The sequence below is a fragment of the Niallia sp. FSL K6-0212 genome, assembly GCF_038007605.1.
GTDB classification, from domain to species: Bacteria; Bacillota; Bacilli; order Bacillales; family Cytobacillaceae; genus Niallia; species Niallia circulans.
In genome coordinates this window covers 1,108,888-1,134,775 of the sequence record NZ_JBBOXL010000001.1, presented here as the reverse complement: position 1 = coordinate 1,134,775, position 25,888 = coordinate 1,108,888, and the positions used below count along the sequence as shown (strand labels likewise).

The following is a 25,888-nucleotide window of genomic DNA, read 5'->3' as shown; positions in this document are numbered from 1 at the left end:
GCTTTCTTTTTGGGGAAATTCTGGCTTTAAAAAAATGAATAATTAGCGTATAATTATAGGTAACTATTTAAAATTTTTTGAAAATAAGTTGGGCTGTAACAAGGTGATGCTTGATCCAGAAAAGATGATAGCTTAAATAATTCCTTGGTTACTTTAATGCATCAAAAAGGGAACGCTTACATTCTTTCTGAAAATAAAAGTATAAGGAAGGTTAAAATGAGCAGACGAGAGACGAAAACAGACGTTATTTTAATTGGTGCCGGGATTATGAGTGCAACTCTAGGAACGCTTTTAAAAGAATTAGACCCAGATTTGAAAATTACAGTGTTTGAAAAATTGGCTAGTGCAGGTGAAGAAAGCTCGAATGAATGGAATAATGCGGGAACAGGTCATGCGGCACTATGCGAATTGAACTACACAGTAGAAAAACCAGATGGCTCTGTAGACATAAGTAAAGCGGTAGAAATTAACGAACAGTTTCAAGTTTCCTTGCAATTTTGGTCTCATCTTGTAAATAATCAAGTATTACATAATCCACAAGATTTTATTAGACCATTGCCACATATGAGTTTAGTGCTAGGGGGAAAAAATGTAGCATTTTTACAAAAACGTTTTGAGGCAATGGTAAGTAATCCGCTATTTAAAGGAATGGAATTTTCAAAGGATCCTGAAAAACTAAAAGAATGGATACCTCTCATTATGCAAGATCGCGAATTAAAAGAGCCGATAGCCGCGACAAAGATTGATTCTGGAACAGATGTGAATTTTGGTGCCTTAACACGCTTGCTGTTTGCTGATTTATTGAAAAAGGGGGTAGAAATTAACTACAAGCACAGTGTAAATGATTTAAAACGAACGAAAGATGGTTTATGGGAAGCAAAGGTACAAAATTTAAATAGTGGCACAATGGAAACACATGCTGCTAAATTCGTCTTTATTGGCGGCGGCGGCGGCAGTTTACATTTACTGCAGAAATCTGGTATTCCTGAAGGTAAACATATGGGTGGGTTCCCAGTCAGTGGTATATTTTTAGTCTGCAAAAATCAAGAAATAATCGAAAAACATCATGCAAAGGTGTATGGTAAAGCAAAGGTCGGAGCACCACCCATGTCCGTTCCCCATTTAGATACACGATTCATCGATAATCAGAAATCATTGCTTTTTGGCCCTTTTGCTGGTTTTTCACCTAAGTTTTTGAAGACAGGCTCCATGTTTGATTTAATTACATCTGTTAAGCCAGATAATTTGTTAACGATGCTGGCAGCTGGTGCAAAAAATATGTCCTTAACAAGTTATTTAATCCAGCAGCTTATGCTTTCAAAAGAAAAGCGAATAGAAGAATTACGTGAATTTATCCCGAATGCCAAAGCGGAGGATTGGGATCTTGTGGTAGCTGGGCAGCGTGTCCAAGTAATAAAGGATACAGAAGCTGGCGGAAAAGGGACACTTCAATTTGGAACAGAGGTTGTAAGTGCTGCAGATGGCTCGATAGCAGCATTGCTTGGTGCCTCACCTGGTGCCTCTACTGCTGTTCACGTTATGCTGAAAGTAATCCAGAAATGTTTTACAGAAAAAATGCCAGAATGGCAGCCGAAATTAAAGGAAATGATCCCATCGTATGGATTATCCCTAAAAGAAAACCCCCAGCTATTGCATGACGTTCATACATTAACAGCAGAAACATTGCGATTGTCTGAAAAAAGCCCTATTCATCATTAATCGAAATTAGATTGTTAATCCATTCAACTAGGAGAGAAAAAATTTTTTTCGAACAAGTAATACAAAATCAGATACATTTATTTAAAAAAACTTTCATCATGGGATGGAAGTTTTTCTTTTGGAGAAACCGATAGAAGCTTCGCTATTCCTATGTTTTTTCTATATGTATAGAAAAATGATTTAAATTTTGCGAAATGATTGACAAGCGCTTTCAAAAAATGGTTAACTTTGTTTATACAACAAACAAACTAACTTTTGGATTACAAATTATTAGCTGGGTAAGTTTGAAAGTTGGAGGGAATTTTGAAAAATTGCAAATTAGAAAAATACTAGTCTATTTAAATCATTATTCATAAGGAGGATTTTTTAAATGAAAATTATCAACCCTGTACTGAAAGGATTTAATCCAGACCCAAGCATTTGCAGAGTCGGTGAAGACTACTATATCGCAGTATCTACCTTTGAGTGGTTTCCAGGAGTACAAATACATCATTCAAAGGATTTGGTGAATTGGGAATTAGTTGCACACCCATTACAAAGAGTTTCTCAACTAGATATGAAAGGAAATCCTAACTCTGGTGGTGTTTGGGCTCCTTGCTTAAGCTATAGCGACGGGAAGTTTTGGCTTATTTATACTGATGTAAAAGTAGTGGATGGCGCTTGGAAAGATTGTCACAATTATTTGGTTACTTCCGAAACGGTAGATGGGGATTGGGGAGAGCCGATTAAATTAAATAGCTCTGGTTTTGATGCTTCCTTGTTTCATGACGCGGATGGCAAGAAATATTTATTAAATATGCTGTGGGATCAGCGTATTGGCCGTCATCCTTTCGGCGGAATTGTTATGCAGGAATACTCTACCAAGCAGAAAAGGCTAATTAATAAGCCGCAAATAATTTTTAAAGGCACGGATATTAAATTAACAGAAGCGCCGCATCTTTATCATATTGGTGAATACTATTATTTATTAACAGCAGAAGGCGGAACGAAATATGAGCATGCTGCAACAATTGCACGCTCCAAAAATATAGAAGGACCTTATGAGGTTCATCCGGATAACCCACTTTTAACTTCCTGGCATGATCCTAGAAATCCATTGCAAAAATGTGGGCATGCTTCTATTGTTCACACCCATACGGATGAATGGTATTTAGCTCATTTAACTGGCCGTCCTATTCATCCAGATGATGATTCTATAATCCAACAAAGGGGATATTGTCCTTTAGGAAGGGAAACAGCGATTCAGAAGCTGGAATGGAGAGATGGCTGGCCATATGTAGTTGGCGGAAAAGAAGGGAGCTTGGAAGTAGAAGCTCCAAAGATTCCAGAAACAAAATTTCCTCCAACTTATCCAGTTGTCGATGAATTTGAGGAAGATAAGCTCAATATCAATTTCCAAACATTGCGCATTCCTTTTACAGAGAAATTAGGTTCTTTATCAGAAAGACCTCATCATTTACGCTTATTTGGCCAAGAATCATTAACATCAACCTTTACACAATCTTTTGTTGCTAGACGTTGGCAAAGCCTTCAATTTGAAGCGGAAACAGCCGTAGCTTTTACGCCAGAGAATATACAGCAGGCTGCAGGTTTAGTAAATTACTATAACACTGAAAACTGGACAGCATTGCAAGTGACATATGATGAAAATCTTGGACGCATCCTTGATTTAATGGTTAATGACAACTTTTCTTTCTCTCAACCATTGAAGGAGAAAATAATTGTTCCAACCGAAATAGAATATATTTACTTAAGAGTCACAGTCGAAAATGAATACTACTACTACTCTTACTCATTTGATAAAGTAGAGTGGAATACACTAGATATAGTATTTGAATCAAAAAAACTATCTGATGACTATATTCGCGGTGGCGGTTTCTTTACTGGAGCATTTGTAGGAATACAATGTCAAGATACAAGTGGTCAAAATATACCAGCAGACTTTAAATATTTCCGCTATCAAGAAAATGAATAATGGTAAAACCCAGGAAATTAGCTCCTGGGTTTTTATTTTTTTCCTTTTCTAGCACATAATATTCTCTTATATATGCGGAAGTAAAATGAAAGTGCTAACATTTCATTTCCCCCTTTAGACGGAAAAACAATATGTTAAGTTGTAAGAGTTTTCATTGTAAGATAAAAGCGTAGTAATCATCATAAATAATTTACTTAAAATAAATTACTCGGAGGTCATTAAATTGAAAAGAATATTATTAGCTTGTTCTTCAGGAATGTCTACTAGTCTATTAGTTTCTAAAATGAAAGACGCTGCAAAGGAAAAAGGCATTGAAGCAGAAATTTGGGCTGTTGCTCAAGATAAAGCACAGACAGATATGGAACGTGCAGATGTCCTTTTAATTGGTCCGCAAATGCGCTTTTTAAAAAAGAAACTAGCTACTCAAGCAGAATCAGTTGGAATTCCATTAGATGTTATTGATCCAGTTGCTTATGGACGAATTGATGGATTGGCTGTTTTAAACAAAGCGTTAGAATTAATCGAGAATAACAAGTAATCGTTTATTTCCAAATGAAAGCATTTACTAAAAGAAGGAAGAGAGGAAAAACCTTATGAATAAATTTATGGAGGTTTTGGAAAATATTCTATTGCCAATTGCTGAGAAATTGAACAACAATCGTTATTTAGCAGCATTACGTGATGGATTTATGGTTGCCTTGCCGCTAATCATTTTTGGATCAATTTTTGTTGTAATTGCAAACTTTCCTTTCCTAGATAAGATGATAAGCGAAGATGCTTATGCAGCTTATCAAAATGCATTAGGTCCAGCATCCGCAGCAACGCTAAGTATTATGGGACTCTTTGTCATAATGGGAATTGGATATAAGCTGACACAGCATTATGGTCTTGAAGCAATTTATGGAGCTGTTGTAGGGGTTGCATCATTCCTTATTTTAAACCCACAAGAATTAGGGGAAGTAACTGGGGTTATCCCAACAGTTATTCTTGGCGCACAAGGTATGTTCTTGGGGATTTTCACAGCATTTATTTCCGCAGAGCTATATCGCTTCTTTGTGAAGAAAAATTGGACGATTAAAATGCCGCCAGGTGTACCGGACTCTGTATCTAGATCCTTTAGTGCATTGATTCCCATTACACTAACATTAACATTCTTTTTAATCATTCGTATTCTTTTCAGCTTTACACCATTTGAAACAGTACAAAACTTTATTTATACAATTATTCAAGAGCCATTAACTGCTCTAGGTAGTAGTCTTCCAGCAACAATCGTAGTGGTATTATTAATTCAATTATTCTGGTTCTTCGGTTTACACGGACAAATTATTATGAACTCTGTCCTTGACCCAATCTGGTATGCATTGAATGACCAAAACTTTACTGCTTTCCAAGCAGGAACAGAGCTTCCAAACGTTATCACAAAACAATTTATGGATACGTTCCTAGTAGGTATGGGTGGTACTGGGATGACATTGGGGGTTGTTATTCTTATCTTCTTAATCGGTAAGAGCAGACAAACAAAAGAACTTGGAAAACTAGGTGGACCAGCTGGAATTTTCAACGTAAATGAACCAATTATCTTTGGTTTACCAATCATTATGAACCCATTAGTTCTTATTCCGTGGTTATTAGCGCCAGTAGTAGTAACAATCATTACGTATCTGACAATGTCAGCAGGTATCGTTCCGAAACCAGCAGGTATCATTGTTCCGTGGACAACACCGATTGGTATTAGTGGATTCTTAGCAACTGGTAATGATTGGAGAGGGGCAGCACTGCAAATCTTTAACTTACTTGTTGTGATGGTGATTTGGTGGCCATTCCTAAAAGTTCTAGACAAAAATTATTATGAAACAGAGAAAAAAGGATAAGCAGTCAGCAAGATAGAAATAAGTTTTACATTAAGAGGAAGGGGATTTACCTTAGTTAACCTTAAGTGTAAACCCCCTTTAGTTTTAGAAATGGAGTGACAGGGATGGAAACAGATAACAAAATGACAGAAATAGCTTTTCAAATAATTCTTTTTGCTGGAAATGGACGTTCATGTGCAATGGAAGCAATACAAGAAGCAAAAGAAGGAAACTTTGAAGAAGCGGATCGATTACTAGAAGAATCAAGTTCCGAACTTGGTAAAGCGCATGGTTTTCAAACGAGACTACTCCAAGAGGAAGCGAGCGGAAATGGTGCGGGTGTGAATGTGATTTTAGTTCATTCTCAAGATCATTTGATGACAGCTATTACTGTTCGTGATTTAGCTACTGAAATAATTGAGATTTATCGTAATAAATAATTTTGGAGGTTTCTTAAAATGACTGTTCAATACAAATTTCCTAAAGGTTTTTGGTGGGGAAGTGCCACATCTGCAACACAGATAGAGGGAGCAGCGAATGAAGCAGAAAAAGGAAAAAACATTTGGGACCATTGGTATGAGGCAGAACCAAATCGCTTTTTTAACAATGTAGGGCCAGAAACTACTTCTAATTTCTACTATCAATATAAAGAGGATATTCAATTGATGAAGGAAATTGGGCATAATTCTTTCCGCTTATCTATTTCTTGGTCTAGATTAATTCCAAACGGACGGGGAGAAGTGAACCCAGAAGCTGTAACTTTTTACAATAATGTAATTAATGAGCTACTAGCTAATGGAATCGAACCATTCGTTACCCTGTATCATTTTGATATGCCGCTAGAGATGCAGAAAATCGGTGGCTGGGAAAATCGTGAAGTTGTAGATGCTTACCAAGCCTATGCTTTGCAATCCTTCCAGCTATTCGGTGATCGTGTGAAAAAATGGTTTACGTTCAATGAACCGATTGTTCCGGTAGAAGGTGGATATTTATATGATTTTCATTATCCGAATATCGTAGATTTTAAGAAGGCTGCACAAGTAGCCTATCATACAGTTTTAGCACATGCGAAAGCTGTTCAAGCTTTTCGAGGATGGAGTCAAGACAAAGATACAAAAATAGGGATTGTTTTAAATTTAACACCATCCTACCCAAGAAGCCAGAATCCATATGATTTAAAAGCTGCGAATATTTGTGATTTATTCTTTAATAGAAGTTTCTTAGATCCTGCTGTTCTTGGTGAATATCCAGAGGAATTAGTAGAAATATTACGTGAACATGGACAACTACCGAATAGTGAGCAAGGAGATTTAGAACTAATTAAAGAAAATACAGTTGATATTCTTGGTGTCAACTATTATCAGCCCCGCCGAGTAAAGGCAAAAGAGCATTTACCCAATCCTTATAGCCCTTTTATGCCAGAATGGTTCTTTGATCCCTATGAGATGCCAGGCAGAAAAATGAACCCTTATCGCGGCTGGGAAATTTACGAAAAAGGTATTTACGATATCATGGTGAATTTAAAGGAAAACTATGGGAATGTGGAATCCTTTATTTCCGAAAATGGCATGGGAGTACAAGATGAAGAGCGTTTCTTGAAAGATGGACAAATTCAAGATGATTATCGTATTGAATTTATTGAAGGACATTTACAATGGCTGCATAAGTCTATTGAAGAAGGCTGTAATGTTAAAGGATATCATCTATGGACATTCATGGATAACTGGTCATGGTCCAATGCTTATAAAAATCGCTACGGTTTCATTTCAGTAGATCTAAAAACACAGACAAGAACACCAAAGAAAAGTGCTTACTGGTTTAAAAATGTAGCAGCCAATAATGGATTTTAGGAACAACCATGAATGTTTCTGATATAATCTTTCTAGATATGAAGATAGGTTCTGATCAAGAGTTAAGATCAGAACCTTTTTGAGTAAAAATGTATATGGATAAAATAGTAAAAAATGAATGGAAGGAGACTTTATTTTGTTAAGCTCCCGAATGAAACAAGTATTAAGTGAATTATTGGCAGCGGATACACCAGTAACAGGTGAATATTTAGCTACTGTTAATCATGTGACAGCGCGAACAACAAGAGAAGATATTAAAAACTTAGATGCTATATTAAATAATCATGGTGCAAAAATAATTTCCGTTATCTCAAAAGGTTACACGTTGGAGATTTGGGATAAAGCTGTATTTCAACAGTATTTACATTCTATATTTGTAGAAAACTCACTTTCTCATACTGGTATCCCTAAAACACCAGAAGACAGAGTAACTTATATTATTATCCGGTTTTTATTAAATGATCAATACCTTAAATTAGATGATCTCGCAGATGAACTGTTTGTCAGTAAGTCTACTATTCAACAAGACATTAAGCATGTGAAAGAAAGCCTCCAAAAGTATGACATTATATTAGAAGCACGACCGAATTATGGACTTAAAGCAATTGGGGATGAAATTAAAGTTCGCTTTTGTTTATCAGAGTATGTACTTGACCGTAAAAAACAAACAATCAGTACAATAGATAGTCCTCATCCTTCTATTTTTAATGAAGAGAAAATGGATAATATCCAAGAAATTATTTTAAGACAAATAAAAAAGTATCAAATTACTTTATCGGATATCGCTATTAATAATTTATTGATTCATATTGTAATCGCCCAAAAGCGGATTGTTAGTGGTCATTATGTAGCAATATTTCATGCCGATTTGGATGAAATTGAACAACAAAGGGAATATCATGTAGCAAATGAAATAGTGAAGGAAGTAGAAGATCTATATCAAATTAAGTTTCCACAGGCGGAGATTGCCTATATTGCCATGCATTTACTTGGAACAAAGTTAGTTACCCAGAAAAAGGGTCATATTGATCATGTAATTGAGGATGATATTCTTCAGCTGGTTCATTTTGTTTTGTCCAAAATAGAAGAAAAATTAGACTTAGGCATTGAAAAGGATGAAGAACTTATCTTTGGAATGAGTATGCATTTAAAGCCTGCAGTTAACCGCATTAAATATGGAATGAATATAAGGAACCCCATGTTGCAAGAAATTAAAAATAACTATCCACTTGCCTATGAGGCAGGGATTATTGCAGGACTGGCCATTAAAGAATACACAGGAATCGAAATGGATGAAAATGAAGTTGGTTATTTAGCGCTTCATATTGGTGCAGCAATGGAAAGAACTAAATTACGTTCAGGTCCAAAACGCTGTTTAGTTGTATGTGCTTCTGGGCTTGGAACCGCCCAGTTAATTTATTATCGTCTTAAATCTTATTTTGGCAGTAATTTAGATGTGGTTGGGACGACAGAATATTATATGCTCGATCAATATAATTTAAATGAAGTTGATTTTATCGTTAGTTCTATTCCGTTTAAGGAGAGCTTTGACATTCCAGTCATTGAGGTAAATGCAATATTGAAGGAAAGTGATTTAAAGGCAATTGAAAAATTTATTCTAAACCAAAGTAATCATCAGCCAATCGAATCCTTTTTTCGCCAAGATCTTATTTTTTTAAAGAAAACATTCCATTCCCAAGAAGAGGTTTTAACCTTTTTACATACACAGTTAATGAAGAAAGGTTTAGTGGGAAAACCATTTTTAGACGCGGTATATGAAAGAGAAAAGGTAGCGCCAACCGCTTATGGGAACTTGGTTGCTATCCCGCATCCGATTACGCCCCAAACAGAAAAAACATTTGTATGTGTATGCACCTTAGAAAAACCTATCGATTGGAATAATAACTCGGTTCAGATTATCTTTTTGCTATGTGTAAAAAAGAACAGTCAAGAGGATTTGCAGGAAATGTATGATGTCCTCGGTAAATTTATTGAGGACCACACAAGTGTTCATAAAATATTAAAGGCAAGTATGTATGAGGAATTTATCCGCATAATGAAGGAAGCATGATGGTTAGAAAGTAAAGAGCGGGGGTTTACCGATATAGGTATACTCCCGCTTTTTAAGTTAATTCTTATTCTCCTACATCTGCCCACTTATATTCATAAGTTGCTCCGAATGGATTTACAAATACATTCTTTACTTTTGGTGAAATCAATTGTGCTCTTGATGCTTGGTAAACAGGTGCAATTGGAGCATCTTCAAATAATAGCTTTTCAGCTTTTAAGAAGTTATCATAACGAGCAACGTTATCAGTTGCAAGTTTAGTTGCTGTATCGCCAACTAATTGATCATATTCTTTATTAGAATAGCCTGTTTTATTGTTTCCTCCATCTGTAATCCACAAATTCATGTATGTGAATGGATCAAGGAAGTCAGGGCCCCATCTAGAAAGTTGCAGCTCATAATCCATGCTAGAATCTAGATCAAGTCGTTGCTCTTTTGGAACTTGTTTAATTTTAACATTCAAGCCTTCTAAGTTTGTAGATAACTGGTTAGCCACATATTCAACTAAAGTTTTTGTTGTTGCATCATCATCTGCTAAAAACTCTAGCGAAACATTATCTGTACCTAATTCTTTTAAGCCTTTTGCCCAGTAATCTTTTGCTGCTTTTAAATCATAAGTAACAAGATCTCCACTAACTTTGCGGAAGTCCTCACCAGTTTCTGGCATTGGAGTAAAGTCAGCTGGGACAAGTCCATTTGCTACGATAGAACCGTTATTTAAGATTTCATTAACTAAAGCATCTTTGTCAAATGCACGGCTAAGAGCTAAACGAATATTTTTGTTTGCTAAAGCTTCTGATTTTGTTTGGTTAAATTTAAGGAAATACACAAATGTGTCTGCTGAAACATTATAATTCTCATCAGTTGAATACTGGTCAACTAAATCAGATGTAAGATCCATGCGATCGACTGTTCCTTTTTCATATAAACCAAGAGCTGTTTGTGGGTCTTTTACTACTTCAAATGTCAATTTATCCATTTTAACGGTGCTTGCATCCCAATAACTATCATTTTTTGCAAGAACCCATGAAGTACCTGTACTATCCCACTCAGTAATGCTATAAGGCCCGTTTGCTAATAAGTTCTCTGAACTTGTTGCAAATTTATCTCCTTTTTCTTCCACAAACTTTTGGTTTAATGGCAAGAATGTACCAAAAGTAGTTAATGTCTCAAAATAAGGTGTTGGGTTTTCTAATTCTACAACAAGTGTATAATCACCGTCCGCCTTCACACCTAATTGATCAACAGCTAGTTCCCCAGAACTGATAGCAGCAGCATTTTTAATGACACCGTTCATCATATAAGGACCATATTCCGATTTAGTGTCCGGATTAACAGCGCGTTGCCATGCATACACAAAGTCGTTTGCTGTAACTGGGTCACCATTTGACCATTTAGCATCTTCTCTTAATGTAAACGTCCAAGTTAATCCATCATCACTAACTTTGTGATCAGTTGCAATACCTGGTGATGGCTGTGTATCTTTATCTAAACGGTAAAGCCCTTCCATTGTAGCACCAAGATAAACAAATGAAGATTCATCTGTAGCTAAAGCTGGGTCCATTGACGGAATTGCCTCTGGATTTATAAAGTTAAGGACTTTTTCGTCTGATTTACCGTCCTTATCCTTTGAGTCGGTAGAAACGTCGGTATTATCGCCAGAGCATGCAGCTAATACACTTAGCACAAATGCAAACGTGAGAAGTAATAACCAATTTTTTCGTTTCATGAAGTATTCCCCCTGTTTATGTTGTTTAATTCTGAATATTATCTATCTAGTGAACATTCAAAACTATAAAAATTATTATACCTACTAGTAGATGTAGTTGTAAAGTTATTGTTGAATAATTATTGAAAGATTTAGTATATTTAGACCTATTTTATCTGAAGGATTTTATTTTATAAGAAAAAGAGATTCAGAATTATGGAACGATAAGGTTAGAAAATAATGAATATTCCTTTCTAAAGATATGTGTTGGGGAGATTAAGGAACGATTGTTGTTCTTCTTGCTGTCTTAATCCGTTACGTGATAGAGTTTGAAGGAGTACTGCCTGCTTTTGGGTAGATTATATATAAGGAAGTTGGAAGGAGAGGAATTGAATGGAATATCGCAAAGCGACTAGGGAAGATATTAATCTGCTAATGGAGCTAAGAAAATTCCAGTTAGTAGATGAGGGGATTACTGCAGATAAAGATATTGATAACGAACTAGAAGATTTTTTTCAAAGGAAATTAGCAGAAGGTTCCCTTATTCAATGGCTTGTAATGGAGGAGAATGAAATAATTGCAACAGGAGCTATCGTAATATATGAATTCCCACCTACTTATACGAACAAGAGCGGAAAAAAGGCCTACGTAACTAATATGTATACAAAGAATGCTTATCGCGGAAAAGGAATAGCTACCACTCTACTAACAAAATTAGTTGAGGAAGCTAAAAGCTTAGGTATTAAGAAAATATGGTTGGGTGCTTCGAAGCTTGGCAGACCTGTTTATAAGAAGTTCGGCTTTAAGGAAACGGATGAGTGGATGGAGTTGGAGCTAGAATAATAATGCAGGAGTGGTTAGGGTCATCCTTTTTGTGGACAGACCCTCTTTTTTATTTGGTAAAAGTGATGGGGAGTTTATTTGGTCGATGAGGTATAGTGGAATGGCAGCAGATGGGGTAGATATAAGCTCATAATTGTGGTATATCAGCCAAAGCAGAGGTGAAATCAGCCAAAGCCCAAAATACTAGCCAATCTCTCTCTCTTCACCCACCAACGCCTACCTCAACATAACTAAAAAAGAGCCTCCGCAAAAGGGAAGCTCTTTCTCAAAATCTATTAATTACGAATCAGATAATCAAATGCACCTAACGAAGCAGTTGCACCAGAACCCATGGAAATAATGATTTGCTTATAAGCGCTGTCTGTACAATCTCCAGCTGCAAATACACCTGGCAGGCTTGTAGCGCCATGCTTATCAACAAGAATTTCACCCATTCTGTTACGCTCCACTGTGCCTTCTAACCAATCTGTATTAGGAACTAGACCAATTTGGACGAACACTCCTGCAAGCTCGATATGTTTTTCTTCACCGGTTTCGCGTTCAACATAAGTAATACCGTTAACTTTATCAGTACCAGTTATTTCTTTTGTTTGAACATTTTTAAGAACTGTAACATTTGGTAGGCTGTTTAAGCGTTCTTGTAAAACAGAGTCTGCTTTTAATTCCGACATATATTCAAGAACTGTTACGTGTTTCACAATTCCTGCCAAGTCGATAGCAGCTTCAATTCCTGAGTTACCGCCACCGATTACAGCGACGTCTTTTCCAGTAAATAATGGTCCATCACAGTGTGGACAATATGCTACACCTTTGTTCTTAAACTCTGCTTCTCCCGGTACGCCAACATTGCGCCAGCGAGCACCAGTTGATAGAATAACAGATTTACTTTTCAGAACGGCACCATTTTCCAATTCGATTTCTATTAAGTCTTTTTTCTCTAAACGCTTAGCACGTTGAAGGTTCATAACGTCAATGTTATATTCTTTTACATGCTCTTCCAGACTTGCTGCAAGCTTTGGACCTTCTGTTTGTTTCACACTAATGAAGTTTTCAATAGCTAACGTATCCATGATTTGGCCACCGAAGCGTTCTGCAACGATACCAGTGCGGATTCCTTTACGTGCAGCGTAGATTGCAGCACTTGCACCAGCTGGACCACCGCCAACTACTAATACATCAAATGGTTCTTTATCAGCAAATTCAGAAGCATCAGCTGTGCTGCCCATTTTTGCTAAAATTTCTTCTAATGACATACGACCGCTGCCAAATGATTCCCCGTTAAGGAAAACGGTAGGAACTGCCATGATATCTTTGCTTTCTACTTCTTCTTTAAAAGCTGCCCCATCAATCATTGTATGTGTGATACCAGGGTTTAAAAGACTCATCACATTCAACGCTTGTACTACATCCGGACAGTTATGGCAAGTTAAGCTAATGTAAGATTCAAAGTGGAATTCACCTTTGATTGCTTTAATTTGATCGATTACTTTTTGATCGACTTTAGGAGCTCTACCACTTACTTGAAGTAAAGCTAATACTAAAGAAGTGAATTCATGTCCTAGAGGGATACCAGCAAAAGTAATTCCAGTATCTTCGCCAACACGATTTACACTAAAACTTGGTGTTCTTTCTAATTCAGCAGTTTCTACTTTGATATGAGCTGACATAGTAGCTAGTTCATCAACTAGGGCTAGCATGTCACGGGATACTTCATCCGATCCCGTGCTAACCTTAAGAACAACATCGCCTTCCATCATTTGCAGATATTGGTTCAGCTGCCCTTTAATTTCATTATCTAGTAACATATAGAGCCACTCCCTTAAATTTTGCCAACAAGGTCTAGGCTTGGCTTAAGTGTAGTGCTGCCTTCTTGCCATTTAGCTGGGCAAACTTCACCTGGATTGTTGCGAACATATTGTGCAGCTTTAATTTTGTTTACTAGTGTGCTTGCGTCACGGCCGATACCGTCTGCATTGATTTCAACCGCTTGGATTTTACCATCTGGATCGATAATGAAAGTTCCGCGATCTGCCAGACCAGCTTCCTCGTTAAGAATGTCAAAATCACGAGAAATTCTTTGTGTTGGGTCACCGATCATTATGTACTCGATTTTGCCGATTGCCTCTGAATGATCGTGCCATGCTTTGTGAGTGAAATGAGTGTCTGTTGAAACAGAGTAAACTTCTACTCCAAGATCCTTCAATGTTGCATATTCGTTTTGTAAGTCTTCTAATTCAGTTGGACATACGAAAGTAAAATCAGCTGGGTAGAAGCAGAAAATACTCCATTTACCTTTTAAGTTTTCTTCTGTTACTTCAATAAATTCACCGTTATGAAATGCCTGAGCTGTAAATGGTGAAACTTCTTTTCCAATAATTGACATAATAAAATTCCTCCTAATATGAATAATTTATTACTAGTTTGGACAAATAATCCAAACTTATGCAAATAATAATTATTACAATTCAACATTTATTATTATATAAACTTAATTATTTTGTCAAGGATAATCTAAAACTTATTAATACTTATTTTAATTTTTATTAATAATAACTCTTGCGTGAATTTGTGAAAAGCAGACAACATAAGTACTGTATTTGCAGTGTTTTTGTTATCGATCTATTAATTTTCATTTATTAAAGATTATTCTCAATTAAGAGGGGGCTCGTTCGCCTATCAATAATATAATCAAGCCTTCTATAAAAATAGGAATACCGTTTTCAAAAAATTAAGAAACAAAACTATGTAAAAGAAGAAGAGGCCTTTTTCATAATTAAAGATTTATTGGAGAAACTACTTTGTATCTAACTTAAATGGGTGGGAAACATTATGATACATAAAAGCATAAATATTATTTTGGTTTTGGTTGGATGCTATCTTCTATACCTTATTGTATTCTGTGTTATCGTGCCTTACTTTTACAAGCCTAAGGAAAACTCTTCTTGGAATCCAGCTGTGAACCTCTCGCAGAACGAAGAGAATGTAGTGTCATCTGATAAAGTAGTATTACTTCAAGACAGGGAAGATTCTGGTTTAGCAAGGTTGCAGTTAATAAAGAATGCAAAGAAATCTATTGATTTATCTACTTATGCCATTCAAAAAGGTACATATTCAGATTTGTTTTTTGCTTCTCTATTTGAAGCAGCAGATCGTGGGGTAAAAGTACGTATTTTACTGGATGGAATGGTCAATCAATTTAATAAGGATTTACGTTTGTATAGCTATGCTATTTATCAGCATCCGAATATGGAATTAAAGTATTATGAACCCCTACATTTAGGAAAGCCTTGGACTTGGAATAATCGATTTCATGATAAGCTATTTATTATAGATGAAGAACTTGCGTTAGTTGGCGGTAGAAATATAGGAGATAAATATTTTAGTGCACAAGGATCTAAAGGAGCTTCCAATGATCGCGATGTGCTTGTGTTTACTGAAAAATTAGAAACAAGTGTGTTAAAGCAGATGAATGTTTATTATCAATATGTTTGGGAACACCCTTTTACAAAAAGTTCCGTAAAGAAACTTTCACAAAGGAAGGAAAAGTTAGGGGAGCGAAAGCGAAAAAGAGCCATCCACTTATTAAAACATGCTAAAGAGGTTTACCCATTGTCGATAGATAAAATGATTAACTGGAAAAAAGATGCATATCCAACGAAAAAAGTTCATTTTCTTTTTAATCCACATCAGCGCTTTAATAAAGATCCTCTTATTTGGAAAGAAATTGTATCACTAAGTGAACAAGCAAAATCCATTTATTTAGAAAGCCCTTATATTGTGCCAACGCAAAAAATGCTGGCATATGTAGATAAAAAGAAAATAGCGATTGATCATTGGAAGGTCCTAACAAATTCCGTTGCCTCTTCACCGAACTTAGTTGCATTTTCTGGATATTGGGCAAGCAGGAAGGACATTGTCCATTTCGTTGATGAGTTATATGAGTACCAGCCGAAAACGGAATCGCTTCATGGAAAGACGTATATCTTTGATGGGAAAATTAGTTTAATTGGCTCCTATAATCTAGATGCAAGAAGTACTTTTTTAAATACCGAAACAATGGTATTGATTGATAGTGAAGAATTCGCTCACTTTCTTCAAGAGGAATTAAATAAAACGGTAAATGATCAAAGTCTTCAAGTTTTAGAAGATGGGGCTTATAAATCAGATGATAAAGTGAAGGAAACAGAAGCAGGTTTTTTGAAGAAACTGACGGTAAGGGCATTGTCCTTTTTCGTAAAGCTGGTGGACTTTTTAGTGTAGGCTATTTTCTAGAAAATAGCCTCTGTGTTTCACGTGAAACGCAGAGGCATGATTATTATCCTTAATAAAGGACCATATTTCCTGTATTCTTAGCATGGGTTTCTGCCTTTTTTAAAAGCAAGACAGAGGCAGCGGCAAGGATAAGAATAATGGAAAATAAAAGCGAATATTGTCCGACCATTTGCGTAAAACCTTTTCCATTCAGCACAAGATCTCGAAAGATATCTAGTACATAAGTTAGTGGAAAAAGGTAGGCAATTGCTTTCCCCCAGATTGGAAAGGCAAGGATTGGAATACGTACACCAGAGAAGAATTGCATTGGTTCCTCAAAAATGGTAAAAAGGATTCCAGCATCTCGTGAAAAGAGAAAGACAATATTTAAAAATCCCCCCCAAACAATGGCAGATACACTAAGAAGAAATAAGGCAAGTGGGACATTTGCCCAATAAATTTCTGCCGCCTTTCCTGTAACAATAAGCACCAATAGAATGAAGGTAGTGAATAGCCATACGGCTTCAAGCAAATTTCCAGCTGCGCGTGCAAACATGATAGTTAAACGATTTGCAGGTGTAAGAAAGATGAGCTCAAGTGTACCAGCCTGACGCTCATAGCTCATATTCCAAGCGGATTGAACGAGACTCCAGAAGAAAATATATCCTAAGTACCCAGTTAGTAAAAACATAGTGATTTGGTCAACATCCATATAGGCCGATAGCGGACTAGATTTCGTTAGGTTAAAAGGTTTAAAGGAATAATAAGACGTAATAAACAATAAAGCTGGCCATAAGAGTAAGGAAAAATAGATTAACTTGTTATGAAAATTATGTTTATGACTTTTAGCCATTTCTGCTTGTAAAATAGAAAACAACTTCATGCAGATTTCTCCTTTGCTAAGGTTAGAATCGCATCTTCTAATCTTGGCCGCTTAAGCTCCAGCTTTAGGATTGGAACAGATTCATTCATACAAATATTAATAAGGAAAGAAGTGGGATCATATGGTGCATCGACAAGAATCACTGTGCTCTCTGTCAGCCAATTAAACTGAATGCTGCAATCGACTAATGCTTGTTTGAGTTTATTTTGCACATTTGCTGATAGGGAACTTGTTTCCATCCTCAAATGATAGCTTTTTACAACAGATGAAATAATTTTTTCTGGTGTGCCATCTAAAATAATCGATCCCTTTTCAATAATATAGATGCGATCACAAAGCTCCTCCACTTCTTCGAGGTAATGACTTGTTAATAAGATTCCTTTGTCTTCCTGCTTTGCTAAGTTTTTCACTAATCCTCTCAATTGTTTGGCTACTGGTGCATCCAGGCCAAGCGTTGGTTCATCAAGAAATAAATATTTAGGATCATTAATAAGTCCTCTCGCAATTTGGAGCCTTTGCTTCATCCCTTTAGAATATAGTTCTACTGGAATATCTTTTGCCTCTTTTAATCCAACTTGATCGAGAAGATAGGCGATGCGTTTTTCCAGCTCTAGACCTGATAGTTGATAGAGCTTTCCGAAATATCGAAGGTTTTCGGATCCAGTCAGCCGCCAATATAGCATTCTTTCTCCGCCAGCAATCATATTAATGTGCTTTTTTACTTTCATTGCCTCTTTTACAGCATCAAAACCATCAATCGTTATTTGTCCCTCTGTTGGATTTAGTAAGGTACTGAGCATTTTAATGGTTGTAGTTTTTCCAGCCCCATTTAAACCGAGCAAGCCAACGATTTCTCCTTCTTTAATAGAGATGTTCAAATCTTTAACAGCACAAACAACTTGCTTTTCTGAACGGAAAAAATTCTTTCTTTTTTTCACTGTGTAATACTTACTAATTCCTTTTGCTTCGATCATTTTTCTCACTCCTTATCCAAAATGCTTTTCTAGTACGTATTTCTCCATTTTTTTCATCAAATATGAGCCTATTGGTAAATAAATTAATCCAAGCGCCGCCATTTTTAGTAATGGAGCCAAAAGCTCATGAAGTGGGGTCCCCTCTATCCAGACCATTCGTAAAGCATCAATCCCATAGGTGAGTGGCATGACTTGGCTGACCCACTTTACTCCCTCTGGTAAAAAGTCGCTGGGAAAAGTGATGCTGCAAACAAGTCCCATAAGGACAAATAAAGTGTTCTGCGTGATATATGTATCTCGAAAGTAGAGCATAAACGATCCTAATACTAATGCCATCGAAAAGGTGGAAAGAATCAAAATGGTAAGAACAATTATGACATGAAGCCAGTTTATTCCTTGTAAATGCAAGCCGAATAGAGAGCCAGCTGCAATAATCACAAGGAATTCCAACATAATTCTAATCAACCCTTGCGCTACATAGCCGAGAAAATATCCCTTTCTAGTCGATGGTGTTAGAAGAAGGGATTCTAGGGTCCCTTCTCGCAGTTCTGTGATAAGTGTCCGACTTGTAATCATTAAAAGAGACACTGAAAAGGAATAAAGTAATCCACCTAAAATGCAGTAGGAAAGATAGTCATCTGTCCCCGCATAAGCAGAGAAACTGGATGATAATTCTCCTTTAAAAACAAAAAAATAGGTAAGATAGGCAAAGACAATAATATAAATGGCGCTTAATATATGACCTAGAAAAAAAGACCAAGGAAAAGCTCTTTTCATCACGAGATAATTTCGCCAAAAAGTAGCAGAAATGCTCAACCACATTTATGTATCCTCCTTTTGACCAAGGGAAGGCTAATCAAAAAACTGATTTAAGTCGACCTTCAGTTGGTCTAATTTTTGCAAATTTGTTTCATAAAACACAAAGTGTCCATGTCTTTCCCCTTTTATTAAGCACGCCTTTTCTAAGATTTTTAGATGCTTAGAAATTGTGGCCTTTGCAAGCCCGGTAGATTCAGATAATTGCAGTGTACAAAAGGGATGCCGGGACATTTGTCTTAATAATTGTAATCTCGTTTTGTCCCCTAATGCAGAGAGAGTAGAAAGCAAGTCTATTGGGACTATATCTTGACTAGCTCCCAGCTGATTAGGAAAGGAGACATGCAAATAAACAATGATGGCAGGAACCTCTAAGCCAACTAAGAGATGTGGAGCGATAAAGCTGGATGGGTATATCGTCAATGTTTCTATCTCTTCATAAGCAAAAATCCAGGTGTCTGCTTTATAAAACCGTATCGATTTTTGATCAAGTTTGAAGCGTGGATGGATAGCGTTGATCGCTTCATAGGGATTTGCTGCTATTGCCTTTTTTAATTCATGAACAGATTTAACTAACCACGGCTCCATTCGGTATAATTCGCGCGCAAAATAATTTTGCTGGTAATCATAGAGCAAATCGCAAAGGAGATTCCGATAATAATTAGGTTTTTTTAAAACCTTTTGTTGATTTGTATTTGCGTCTGTAAAATTGCTTTTACCTATCAGGAAAGCAAGAAATTGCTGTTCTGGCAGTAAACGTAATCGTTCAATGGCTTCCTCAACATGCTTCTCTTCCAATAAAAGATAATCATTCAAATCGAGAAAATTAAGCCATTCATTACTAATTTCCCCAAAAAATCGAATCATTTTCCAATGCTTTTTTGATATTTCTTCTTTTGTTTTTTCTGCCCAGTCTAGCCTCGTCAGGTGATGAGCTGGATTGTGTAAAACATGTAAACTTGTTAACAATTCACGAAAGGGGGAGTAAATGACACGTACATGTTTTTTAATCCAAATGTTTACTTTGTCCATGGATCTCTTCCTTTTATTTTGATTCGCTATTTAGCGAATCAAATTGATAATTTTGCAAAATTATTCAGTATTTTATAGAGAGAGGTAGGATTTGTCAATGGGGAATTTTTTTTTATTTTGAAAGGTGGCATTTAGGAAGGGATGAAAAGCACATAGCAGATTAGGGTTATGTGCTTTATGTTTTATATACTGTACGTATTTTCGAATCCCCCAATTATGTCTTTAATGGCAGGAAGGGTTCGGTTTTAACTATTCGTGATAAACCGCTTTCTCGAATTTTTAAAAATATTTGATGATTTTCATCCCAAAACACCTTAACTGTATTAATGTTCTCTTCACGTCCCCCTATCCACTACTTTGGAGTAATAACTGTCACACCACCGATTCCCTTTTTTCTGCAATAGAATAATTGATTTTATTGTTAAATCTCCTTTACCATCATTAAGATAAAACTTCGTATCTACTTCATTTTGAGAATACGGTTCAACATTAAGCAATGAATCTTTTCCAACATACTCCAATGTCTCTTTTACAATTTTTTGTTGGTCAGCATCTAACCAATTAAGGCCAGAATTTGAACTTTCATTAAATGTAATACGATCGAATTCTTCATTCCTTCTCTCATCTTTCCATCTCCTCTTCATAATTTACTTACTCTTTATAAAGAGAATGAAAACTGAAATTATAAACCACCTAAAAATAAAAAAAGGATTTAAGGTGTCTTAAATCCCATACTCAACAATATTATAAAAGCTGCTACTAATAAAGATATTACATTAAAGATTAATAATAATATTCTACTATTGCCTTTAGACAATAATGCAAAAATCAAACCTAATATTCCATAAAAAAGTGTCATTATTAAGCTAATAGAAGGATCGATGTTTAAAGTAACAATGCGATAAACAACTGAATTGTCAAAGAAAAAAACTAGTGAAAGATAAGGTGCTATACATAAAATCATAAATATACTAGATAAAATAATATACAACTTATTGTACTTAAACATAAAGGCCCCCGTCTCCATTACATATAATTTATTTCCATTATATGTTACATTTACACATAACACCAATAACTTAAAAAAACCCCCTATAGAAGGCGCGCTGCAAGAACCATTGTTCTCAAGGGACGCTTTGGAATCGAACCAAAGACTCTAGTTTGTGCTCAACACTGCCTTTCCTTTTGGCTACATCCCTAGTTATATAAGTGAAGGATGAACTAAAATAATAAACAACTTTAAAAATATTTTTTCCTGTTTATTTTTCGCATAGCTTTTTCACTTTATATAATATAAAGAACACGGCGGTATAGCCAAGTGGTAAGGCAAAGGTCTGCAAAACCTTTATCATCGGTTCAAATCCGATTGCCGCCTTTTTGAGGTGATAGTGGATACTAGAAGAAGATATTAAGAAATTCAATAAGGTTAAACTAGATTTGTTACGAATGTCCAATTGTATAGAAACGTGTAAAACAAATAAAGAAAAAGATTCGTATCAGAATATCTGTATTGAATATTCGAAACAGCTACAGACATTAAAAGAAACGATTGAAGAAACATATGGTATTCATTTGTGTTGTTGTCCAACATCCAAAAAATAGTCACAAAAATAATTTTTTATTATATTTTTTAAAATTATATCTCAAATCAGAGACATTTTTGTTTGACTTCTTTGCTGCCAAAAAAGAAGGTATTTATCTTTTTATAAGGGACTGTAAAGCAAAGGTTATTCTAGTTTTTGCTTTAACAGTATGGCCGTGATAAGTTCTTTGTTATGTAATGTGTCAATCCATTCCTTCGGTATAGCGTCATAACCATAAATAATACCCGCTAGTCCACCAGCAATTGCTGCGATAGTGTCTGTATCGCCTCCGAGATTGATTGCCTTTAGCACAGTTTCTTTGTATGAATGTGATTGTAAGACACACCACAGAGCTGCTTCAAGGGTATCGACAACATAACCTGTCGATTTGATTTCGGATTCTGCAAGTTCATGCAATGAATTTAAGCGTGTGAATGGTTCCTCATGTGTTTGATTATTTAGAATATCTTTTAGGTTTTCATTTTTTATTAACCTTCTTACAATGTCCACATAAATAAGACATGCTTTCTTGGATATGTCATGTGCGTGTGTTATAGATGATACCTCTTTGACATTTTTATCATCACAATCAATAAATGCAAGAGGCAGAATACGCATAAGCGAACCATTACCGTTTGATCTAACATCACTTTTACCAATACCGTCCATTAGTGCTTGCTGTGTAGTTAATCCTATATCAAAAGTTTCATTTCTTGCTGTATACTTCGCATGATGCATCCAATCGAGAAAACGATTTCTCATATCTTTGATGTTTATACCATTTTCATGATTAATGGAATCTAATGTAGCAAGCAACATGGATGTATCGTCTGACCATGTGCCAACAGGTTGATTCCATACTCCGCCATTTGTCATAGTCTCACATGCGTATGTTCCCCTTATTTTAAATTCATGGGGGACACCTAGTGCATCACCAGTAATAAATCCATAAACAGCACTTTTTAATAGCATATAAATCAACTCCTTCTTGTCGTTGTCTTTATTGTATCATTTTAAGTGTTTAGGCTTTTTAATTTCGTTTCTATATTTTTATAAAAAAGTATGATTAATTAAAACAAAGTGAGAAATATTTAAAAATAAGGTTGATAGCTTATAATAAAGTTTGATTAGTATTCTATGTTTACAGTTCTTTTTCTTTAACATTAGGACAGTGTTTTTTGAAGGTGGATTAATGCTTTTTTATTAGCTTATTAAACAAAAAGGGGGGAGATTTACATATGATTAAAGGGATTTATGAAGCACATTTACCAGTGAGTAGTATATCTAAATCAACTGAGTTTTATAGCAATTTAGGATTAGAGTTAGCCTATCAGGGAGAAGCAGTAACATTTTTTTGGATTGAAAAAGGAAAGAGTTGGCTTGGTTTATGGGAAACAGATAAGGTAGAGACCCCTTATCACCCTTCACTAAGACACATTGCATTCCATGTAGAATTAGATGATTTACTAAATGCTAAAGAATGGTTGGAAGAAAGAGGTGTAAGTGTTCGGAAGGCCTTTGGTTTTGAACCAGAACAACAACCAATTGTTCTGCCGAATAACCCACAATCCCACGCTGCTCTATATTTTAAAGACCCAGATGGAAATTCTTTAGAGTTTATTACCCCACTGAAAATAGATGAGGAAATTGACTTCAAAATGATGGAGTTTAGAGATTGGAATAAAAATTATAAATAAGTGTTTTTAAAATAACGTTTTTTAATTGTACGTATATGGAGAGAGAAAAGGATTTTTTATGTGTTTGTAAGGAAATGTGCAAGCTTTTCAGAAAGGTATTTATGCTCTCGAATGCGGTCTTTTATCCAGAAAGGTGCGAGCATTTCCGGAAGGTATTTCACGCTTTTTGCACACTGAAAATGATTGTTTAGACAGAAAGGTGCAAGCGTTTCTGGCTGGTATTTCAAACCGGTGTGCATACAATGGAATGGATGTGTGCGTACACAGATAGCGGAAACCTTTCCGGTATCTGTTCGGCGTGTAGCCGACCTACGCGCACGTTTTCCATTCCTTTGTACCGCAGCGGGAACAATGATCACGATAGGGGGTTCGCTTTCCGTGGGGCTCGAGCTGAGCCGCGGTCTGCTTTCGGCCTGCAGGGTCTCAGACTGTCTCGCAGATCCCACAGGAGCATTCCTGTGGGATTAGTTTCTGTGGTATTGCACAAAAAAAGATCCTCCTTTATGATGCTTATATTGAGACCAATCAACACAGCGTCAGAAGGAGAATCTATTATGAATAATACCCGTAATCACCGTTTAAATCAAGTGTCTACTTCCACTTTAATCATTGGAATTGACATTGCTAAAAATACACACTATGCATGTGCGGTGGACGATCGAGGGGTTGAGTTAAGTACCTCTTTTTCTATCCACCAGTCTCATCATGGTTTTCATCAATTTTATCTCAAGCTTCAAAATCTAAAGGCCATTCATCAAAAGGATGATTTATTGATTGGATTCGAGCCTACTGGGCACTATTGGATGAATTTAGCTGCTTTTCTTACCCAAAATGATATTCGTTTTGTCATGGTCAATCCTCTACATGTGAATCGTTCCAAGGAGTTGGATGATAACTTACAAACGAAGAATGATAAGAAGGATGCGAGAGTCATTGCTAAACTAATAACCAATGGATACTTTAGTGATCCTCGTCAAATAGAAGGAATAGAAGCAGAGCTTAGAGAAGGTTCCTCTATTCGGTGGAATCTGAAAAAGGACATTTCGAAAGTGAAAAATCGTATCATTCGCTGGACGGATCGTTACTTTCCTGAATTTAAAGTAGCATTTAAAGATTTAGGGCTGAATGCATGTGCCATATTAAAACATACCCCTTTACCAGTAGACTTAATGGAAAAAGAAATCGAGGAGTTAGTCCTTTTATACTTGGAAAAGGAAAAACTAAAGTATCCAGCAAGACCTAAAATAGCACAACTAAAGAGAGTGGCGGTACAATCTATTGGATTAACAGAAGGCTCCAATATGGCTCGTATAGAAATTTACTCTTTAATTACTCAATACGAACTTCTGACAAAGCAATTAGAACAGGTAAATGAAAGTTTAAAGACACTAGCAGAGCAACAAGCGGAATATCATTATTTATTATCAATCCCTGGCATTGGGGAAACTACCGTTATAGATTTACTAGCAGAAGTGGGTTCTCTCAAGCATTATAAACATCCACGCCAACTTATTAAATTAGCGGGATTAACCTTACGAGAGAACTCTTCTGGAAAGATGATTGGACAAAAGCGAATCTCCAAAAGAGGGAGAAGAAAGCTGCGAGCCCTTCTCTATCGTGCTGTCTTGCCTTTGATTAGAAATAATGAAACCTTTTATGATTTATATCAGTATTATATCTCTAGAAAAGAAAACCCTTTGAAGAAGAAAGAAGCATTAGTCGTTCTATGTAATAAAATGTTAAAAATTTTTCATGGACTTTGTCAGCAAGAAGTACTGTTTGATAAGGAGCGAATGAGACAAGATCTCTCTATCCTCCAACCCAAATAAAAATCTATAAGACGGTTATATTCAAAAAGATGACAGGAAAGCTGGCTTTTAGAGAGACTTACGACTTAGAGTCCATACAGGAGCATGATACCAGCCTCTGCCTTATGATGAGACCAAACGAAGGAATGTAAGCGCGCGACGCTAAGAGACATGGGAGGGTACGTCCTCATAAGAAGAGTAGAGATACCGGATGCATCTAATAGTGTATATTTGTCAATAAATCCCTATTGGCTCTAGCGTCGCGTCCACTTACTTACCAAATATTATAATTAATGGAATAGTTAGTTAAAATATGATTCAAAGAGTTTTCCTAAAAAAATATTGGACTAAAAAAATAACGCTGTAAACGTTGGTATATCAACTTTCCTCGAGGGAGTCTCACCCCCTCCACTCCAAGCAACGCATGAAAATGCAATTCTACTTCTCCAATATCTTTTTGTCGACAAACTGAGAACCTCTTTAGGTAGAGTTTCTGTCAGTTGTTTATCCATGCTTCTTTTTATTTCCTATCCTTTAATACTTCCGCAACAAGAGTCGGATTTCGATCCGCTTCGGAAATGGCATTATACACATAAGCTTCCTCTCCTAATATTGTTTGTATGTCTTCTTTTGGTAAATTTTCCGTATTGCGATCTACAATGACAACTTGAACATTTTCCGAATCTGTTATTACTTGTTGAACAACTCCGCCTTCTAAGAAAACAACAACATTCATTCTGATTAGCCTCCTTTTGGATTAACATCGAAGGATTTGCTGGTTGTGAGCATAGCGAACGACTTGTTTCTACAAAAAGAAAACCCGTACCGAGA

At 36.0% G+C, this 25,888-nt stretch carries 21 protein-coding genes and 1 tRNA gene; 12 read left to right on the top strand and 10 right to left on the bottom strand.

The features are described from left to right. Positions 1-156: 156 nt before the first annotated feature. The 7 genes from MHH96_RS05125 to MHH96_RS05095 all read left to right on the top strand — a co-directional run bounded on the left by MHH96_RS05125 (position 157) and on the right by MHH96_RS05095 (position 9,465). A complete protein-coding gene (locus MHH96_RS05125; protein ID WP_082138246.1) occupies positions 157-1,719 on the top strand; it encodes a malate:quinone oxidoreductase in 1,563 nt (520 codons plus the stop codon). Positions 1,720-2,089: 370 nt separating this feature from the next. Then, positions 2,090-3,694, top strand: coding sequence for a xylan 1,4-beta-xylosidase (gene xynB, locus MHH96_RS05120; protein WP_144544975.1), 1,605 nt, complete (start codon positions 2,090-2,092; stop codon positions 3,692-3,694). 223 nt (positions 3,695-3,917) lie between these two features. Beyond that, on the top strand, positions 3,918-4,232 hold the full coding sequence (locus MHH96_RS05115; RefSeq protein WP_061797114.1) for a PTS sugar transporter subunit IIB: 315 nt from the start codon (positions 3,918-3,920) through the stop codon (positions 4,230-4,232). A 55-nt stretch (positions 4,233-4,287) separates the two neighbouring features. Beyond that, the gene (gene celB / locus MHH96_RS05110) at positions 4,288-5,565 is read left to right on the top strand and encodes a PTS cellobiose transporter subunit IIC (RefSeq protein WP_047940956.1); all 1,278 of its coding nucleotides are present in this window, start codon (positions 4,288-4,290) and stop codon (positions 5,563-5,565) included. Between the two features lie 104 nt (positions 5,566-5,669). Continuing rightward, positions 5,670-5,984 (top strand): PTS lactose/cellobiose transporter subunit IIA, encoded by a 315-nt coding sequence (locus MHH96_RS05105; protein WP_047940955.1) that lies wholly within the window; start codon positions 5,670-5,672, stop codon positions 5,982-5,984. An 18-nt stretch (positions 5,985-6,002) separates the two neighbouring features. After that, positions 6,003-7,394: a glycoside hydrolase family 1 protein gene (locus tag MHH96_RS05100; RefSeq protein ID WP_341116857.1), complete on the top strand. Its 1,392-nt coding sequence runs from the start codon at positions 6,003-6,005 to the stop codon at positions 7,392-7,394. A gap of 136 nt (positions 7,395-7,530) precedes the next feature. Then, the gene (locus MHH96_RS05095) at positions 7,531-9,465 is read left to right on the top strand and encodes a BglG family transcription antiterminator (RefSeq protein WP_095258306.1); all 1,935 of its coding nucleotides are present in this window, start codon (positions 7,531-7,533) and stop codon (positions 9,463-9,465) included. Positions 9,466-9,529: 64 nt separating this feature from the next. Here the strand turns inward: MHH96_RS05095 and MHH96_RS05090 are convergent, their stop codons facing one another. Continuing rightward, positions 9,530-11,191, bottom strand: coding sequence for a peptide ABC transporter substrate-binding protein (locus tag MHH96_RS05090; RefSeq protein WP_047940952.1), 1,662 nt, complete (start codon positions 11,189-11,191; stop codon positions 9,530-9,532). A gap of 372 nt (positions 11,192-11,563) precedes the next feature. Between MHH96_RS05090 and MHH96_RS05085 the strand changes: the two genes are divergently transcribed. After that, positions 11,564-12,013, top strand: coding sequence for a GNAT family N-acetyltransferase (locus tag MHH96_RS05085; RefSeq protein WP_047940951.1), 450 nt, complete (start codon positions 11,564-11,566; stop codon positions 12,011-12,013). Positions 12,014-12,288: 275 nt separating this feature from the next. On the opposite strand, the gene ahpF is transcribed toward MHH96_RS05085, so the two are convergent. Together ahpF and ahpC are read right to left on the bottom strand one after the other, a co-directional pair. Continuing rightward, positions 12,289-13,818 (bottom strand): alkyl hydroperoxide reductase subunit F, encoded by a 1,530-nt coding sequence (gene ahpF, locus MHH96_RS05080; RefSeq protein WP_047940950.1) that lies wholly within the window; start codon positions 13,816-13,818, stop codon positions 12,289-12,291. A 14-nt stretch (positions 13,819-13,832) separates the two neighbouring features. Continuing rightward, positions 13,833-14,396, bottom strand: a complete 564-nt coding sequence (gene ahpC, locus MHH96_RS05075) for an alkyl hydroperoxide reductase subunit C (RefSeq protein WP_047940949.1) — start codon at positions 14,394-14,396, stop codon at positions 13,833-13,835. Positions 14,397-14,842: 446 nt separating this feature from the next. Between ahpC and MHH96_RS05070 the strand changes: the two genes are divergently transcribed. Beyond that, a complete protein-coding gene (locus MHH96_RS05070) occupies positions 14,843-16,273 on the top strand; it encodes a phospholipase D-like domain-containing protein (RefSeq protein WP_341116856.1) in 1,431 nt (476 codons plus the stop codon). Positions 16,274-16,334: 61 nt separating this feature from the next. Here MHH96_RS05070 and MHH96_RS05065 read toward each other — a convergent pair whose 3' ends face one another. From MHH96_RS05065 to MHH96_RS05045, 5 genes are all read right to left on the bottom strand, one after another. Continuing rightward, positions 16,335-17,147 (bottom strand): ABC transporter permease, encoded by an 813-nt coding sequence (locus tag MHH96_RS05065; protein ID WP_061797093.1) that lies wholly within the window; start codon positions 17,145-17,147, stop codon positions 16,335-16,337. Further along, entirely contained in the window at positions 17,144-18,121 is a 978-nt protein-coding gene (locus MHH96_RS05060) for an ABC transporter ATP-binding protein (protein WP_047940946.1), read from the bottom strand. The genes MHH96_RS05065 and MHH96_RS05060 overlap by 4 nt, the downstream gene beginning before the upstream one ends. Before the next feature lie 12 nt (positions 18,122-18,133). After that, the gene (locus tag MHH96_RS05055) at positions 18,134-18,943 is read right to left on the bottom strand and encodes an ABC transporter permease (RefSeq protein ID WP_095320395.1); all 810 of its coding nucleotides are present in this window, start codon (positions 18,941-18,943) and stop codon (positions 18,134-18,136) included. A gap of 30 nt (positions 18,944-18,973) precedes the next feature. After that, positions 18,974-19,969, bottom strand: a complete 996-nt coding sequence (locus MHH96_RS05050) for an ArsR/SmtB family transcription factor (RefSeq protein WP_095321946.1) — start codon at positions 19,967-19,969, stop codon at positions 18,974-18,976. A 335-nt stretch (positions 19,970-20,304) separates the two neighbouring features. Beyond that, entirely contained in the window at positions 20,305-20,613 is a 309-nt protein-coding gene (locus MHH96_RS05045; protein WP_095321948.1) for a hypothetical protein, read from the bottom strand. 660 nt (positions 20,614-21,273) lie between these two features. Between MHH96_RS05045 and MHH96_RS05040 the strand changes: the two genes are divergently transcribed. Next, a tRNA-Cys gene (locus tag MHH96_RS05040) sits at positions 21,274-21,344 on the top strand. 352 nt (positions 21,345-21,696) lie between these two features. Here MHH96_RS05040 and MHH96_RS05035 read toward each other — a convergent pair. After that, on the bottom strand, positions 21,697-22,524 hold the full coding sequence (locus tag MHH96_RS05035) for an ADP-ribosylglycohydrolase family protein (protein ID WP_095321951.1): 828 nt from the start codon (positions 22,522-22,524) through the stop codon (positions 21,697-21,699). A 266-nt stretch (positions 22,525-22,790) separates the two neighbouring features. Between MHH96_RS05035 and MHH96_RS05030 the strand changes: the two genes are divergently transcribed. Further along, on the top strand, positions 22,791-23,249 hold the full coding sequence (locus tag MHH96_RS05030; RefSeq protein WP_095321953.1) for a VOC family protein: 459 nt from the start codon (positions 22,791-22,793) through the stop codon (positions 23,247-23,249). Between the two features lie 554 nt (positions 23,250-23,803). After that, entirely contained in the window at positions 23,804-25,078 is a 1,275-nt protein-coding gene (locus MHH96_RS05025; RefSeq protein WP_047945042.1) for an IS110 family transposase, read from the top strand. A gap of 499 nt (positions 25,079-25,577) precedes the next feature. On the opposite strand, the gene MHH96_RS05020 is transcribed toward MHH96_RS05025, so the two are convergent. Beyond that, entirely contained in the window at positions 25,578-25,793 is a 216-nt protein-coding gene (locus MHH96_RS05020; RefSeq protein WP_095321955.1) for a hypothetical protein, read from the bottom strand. Positions 25,794-25,888: the final 95 nt, after the last annotated feature.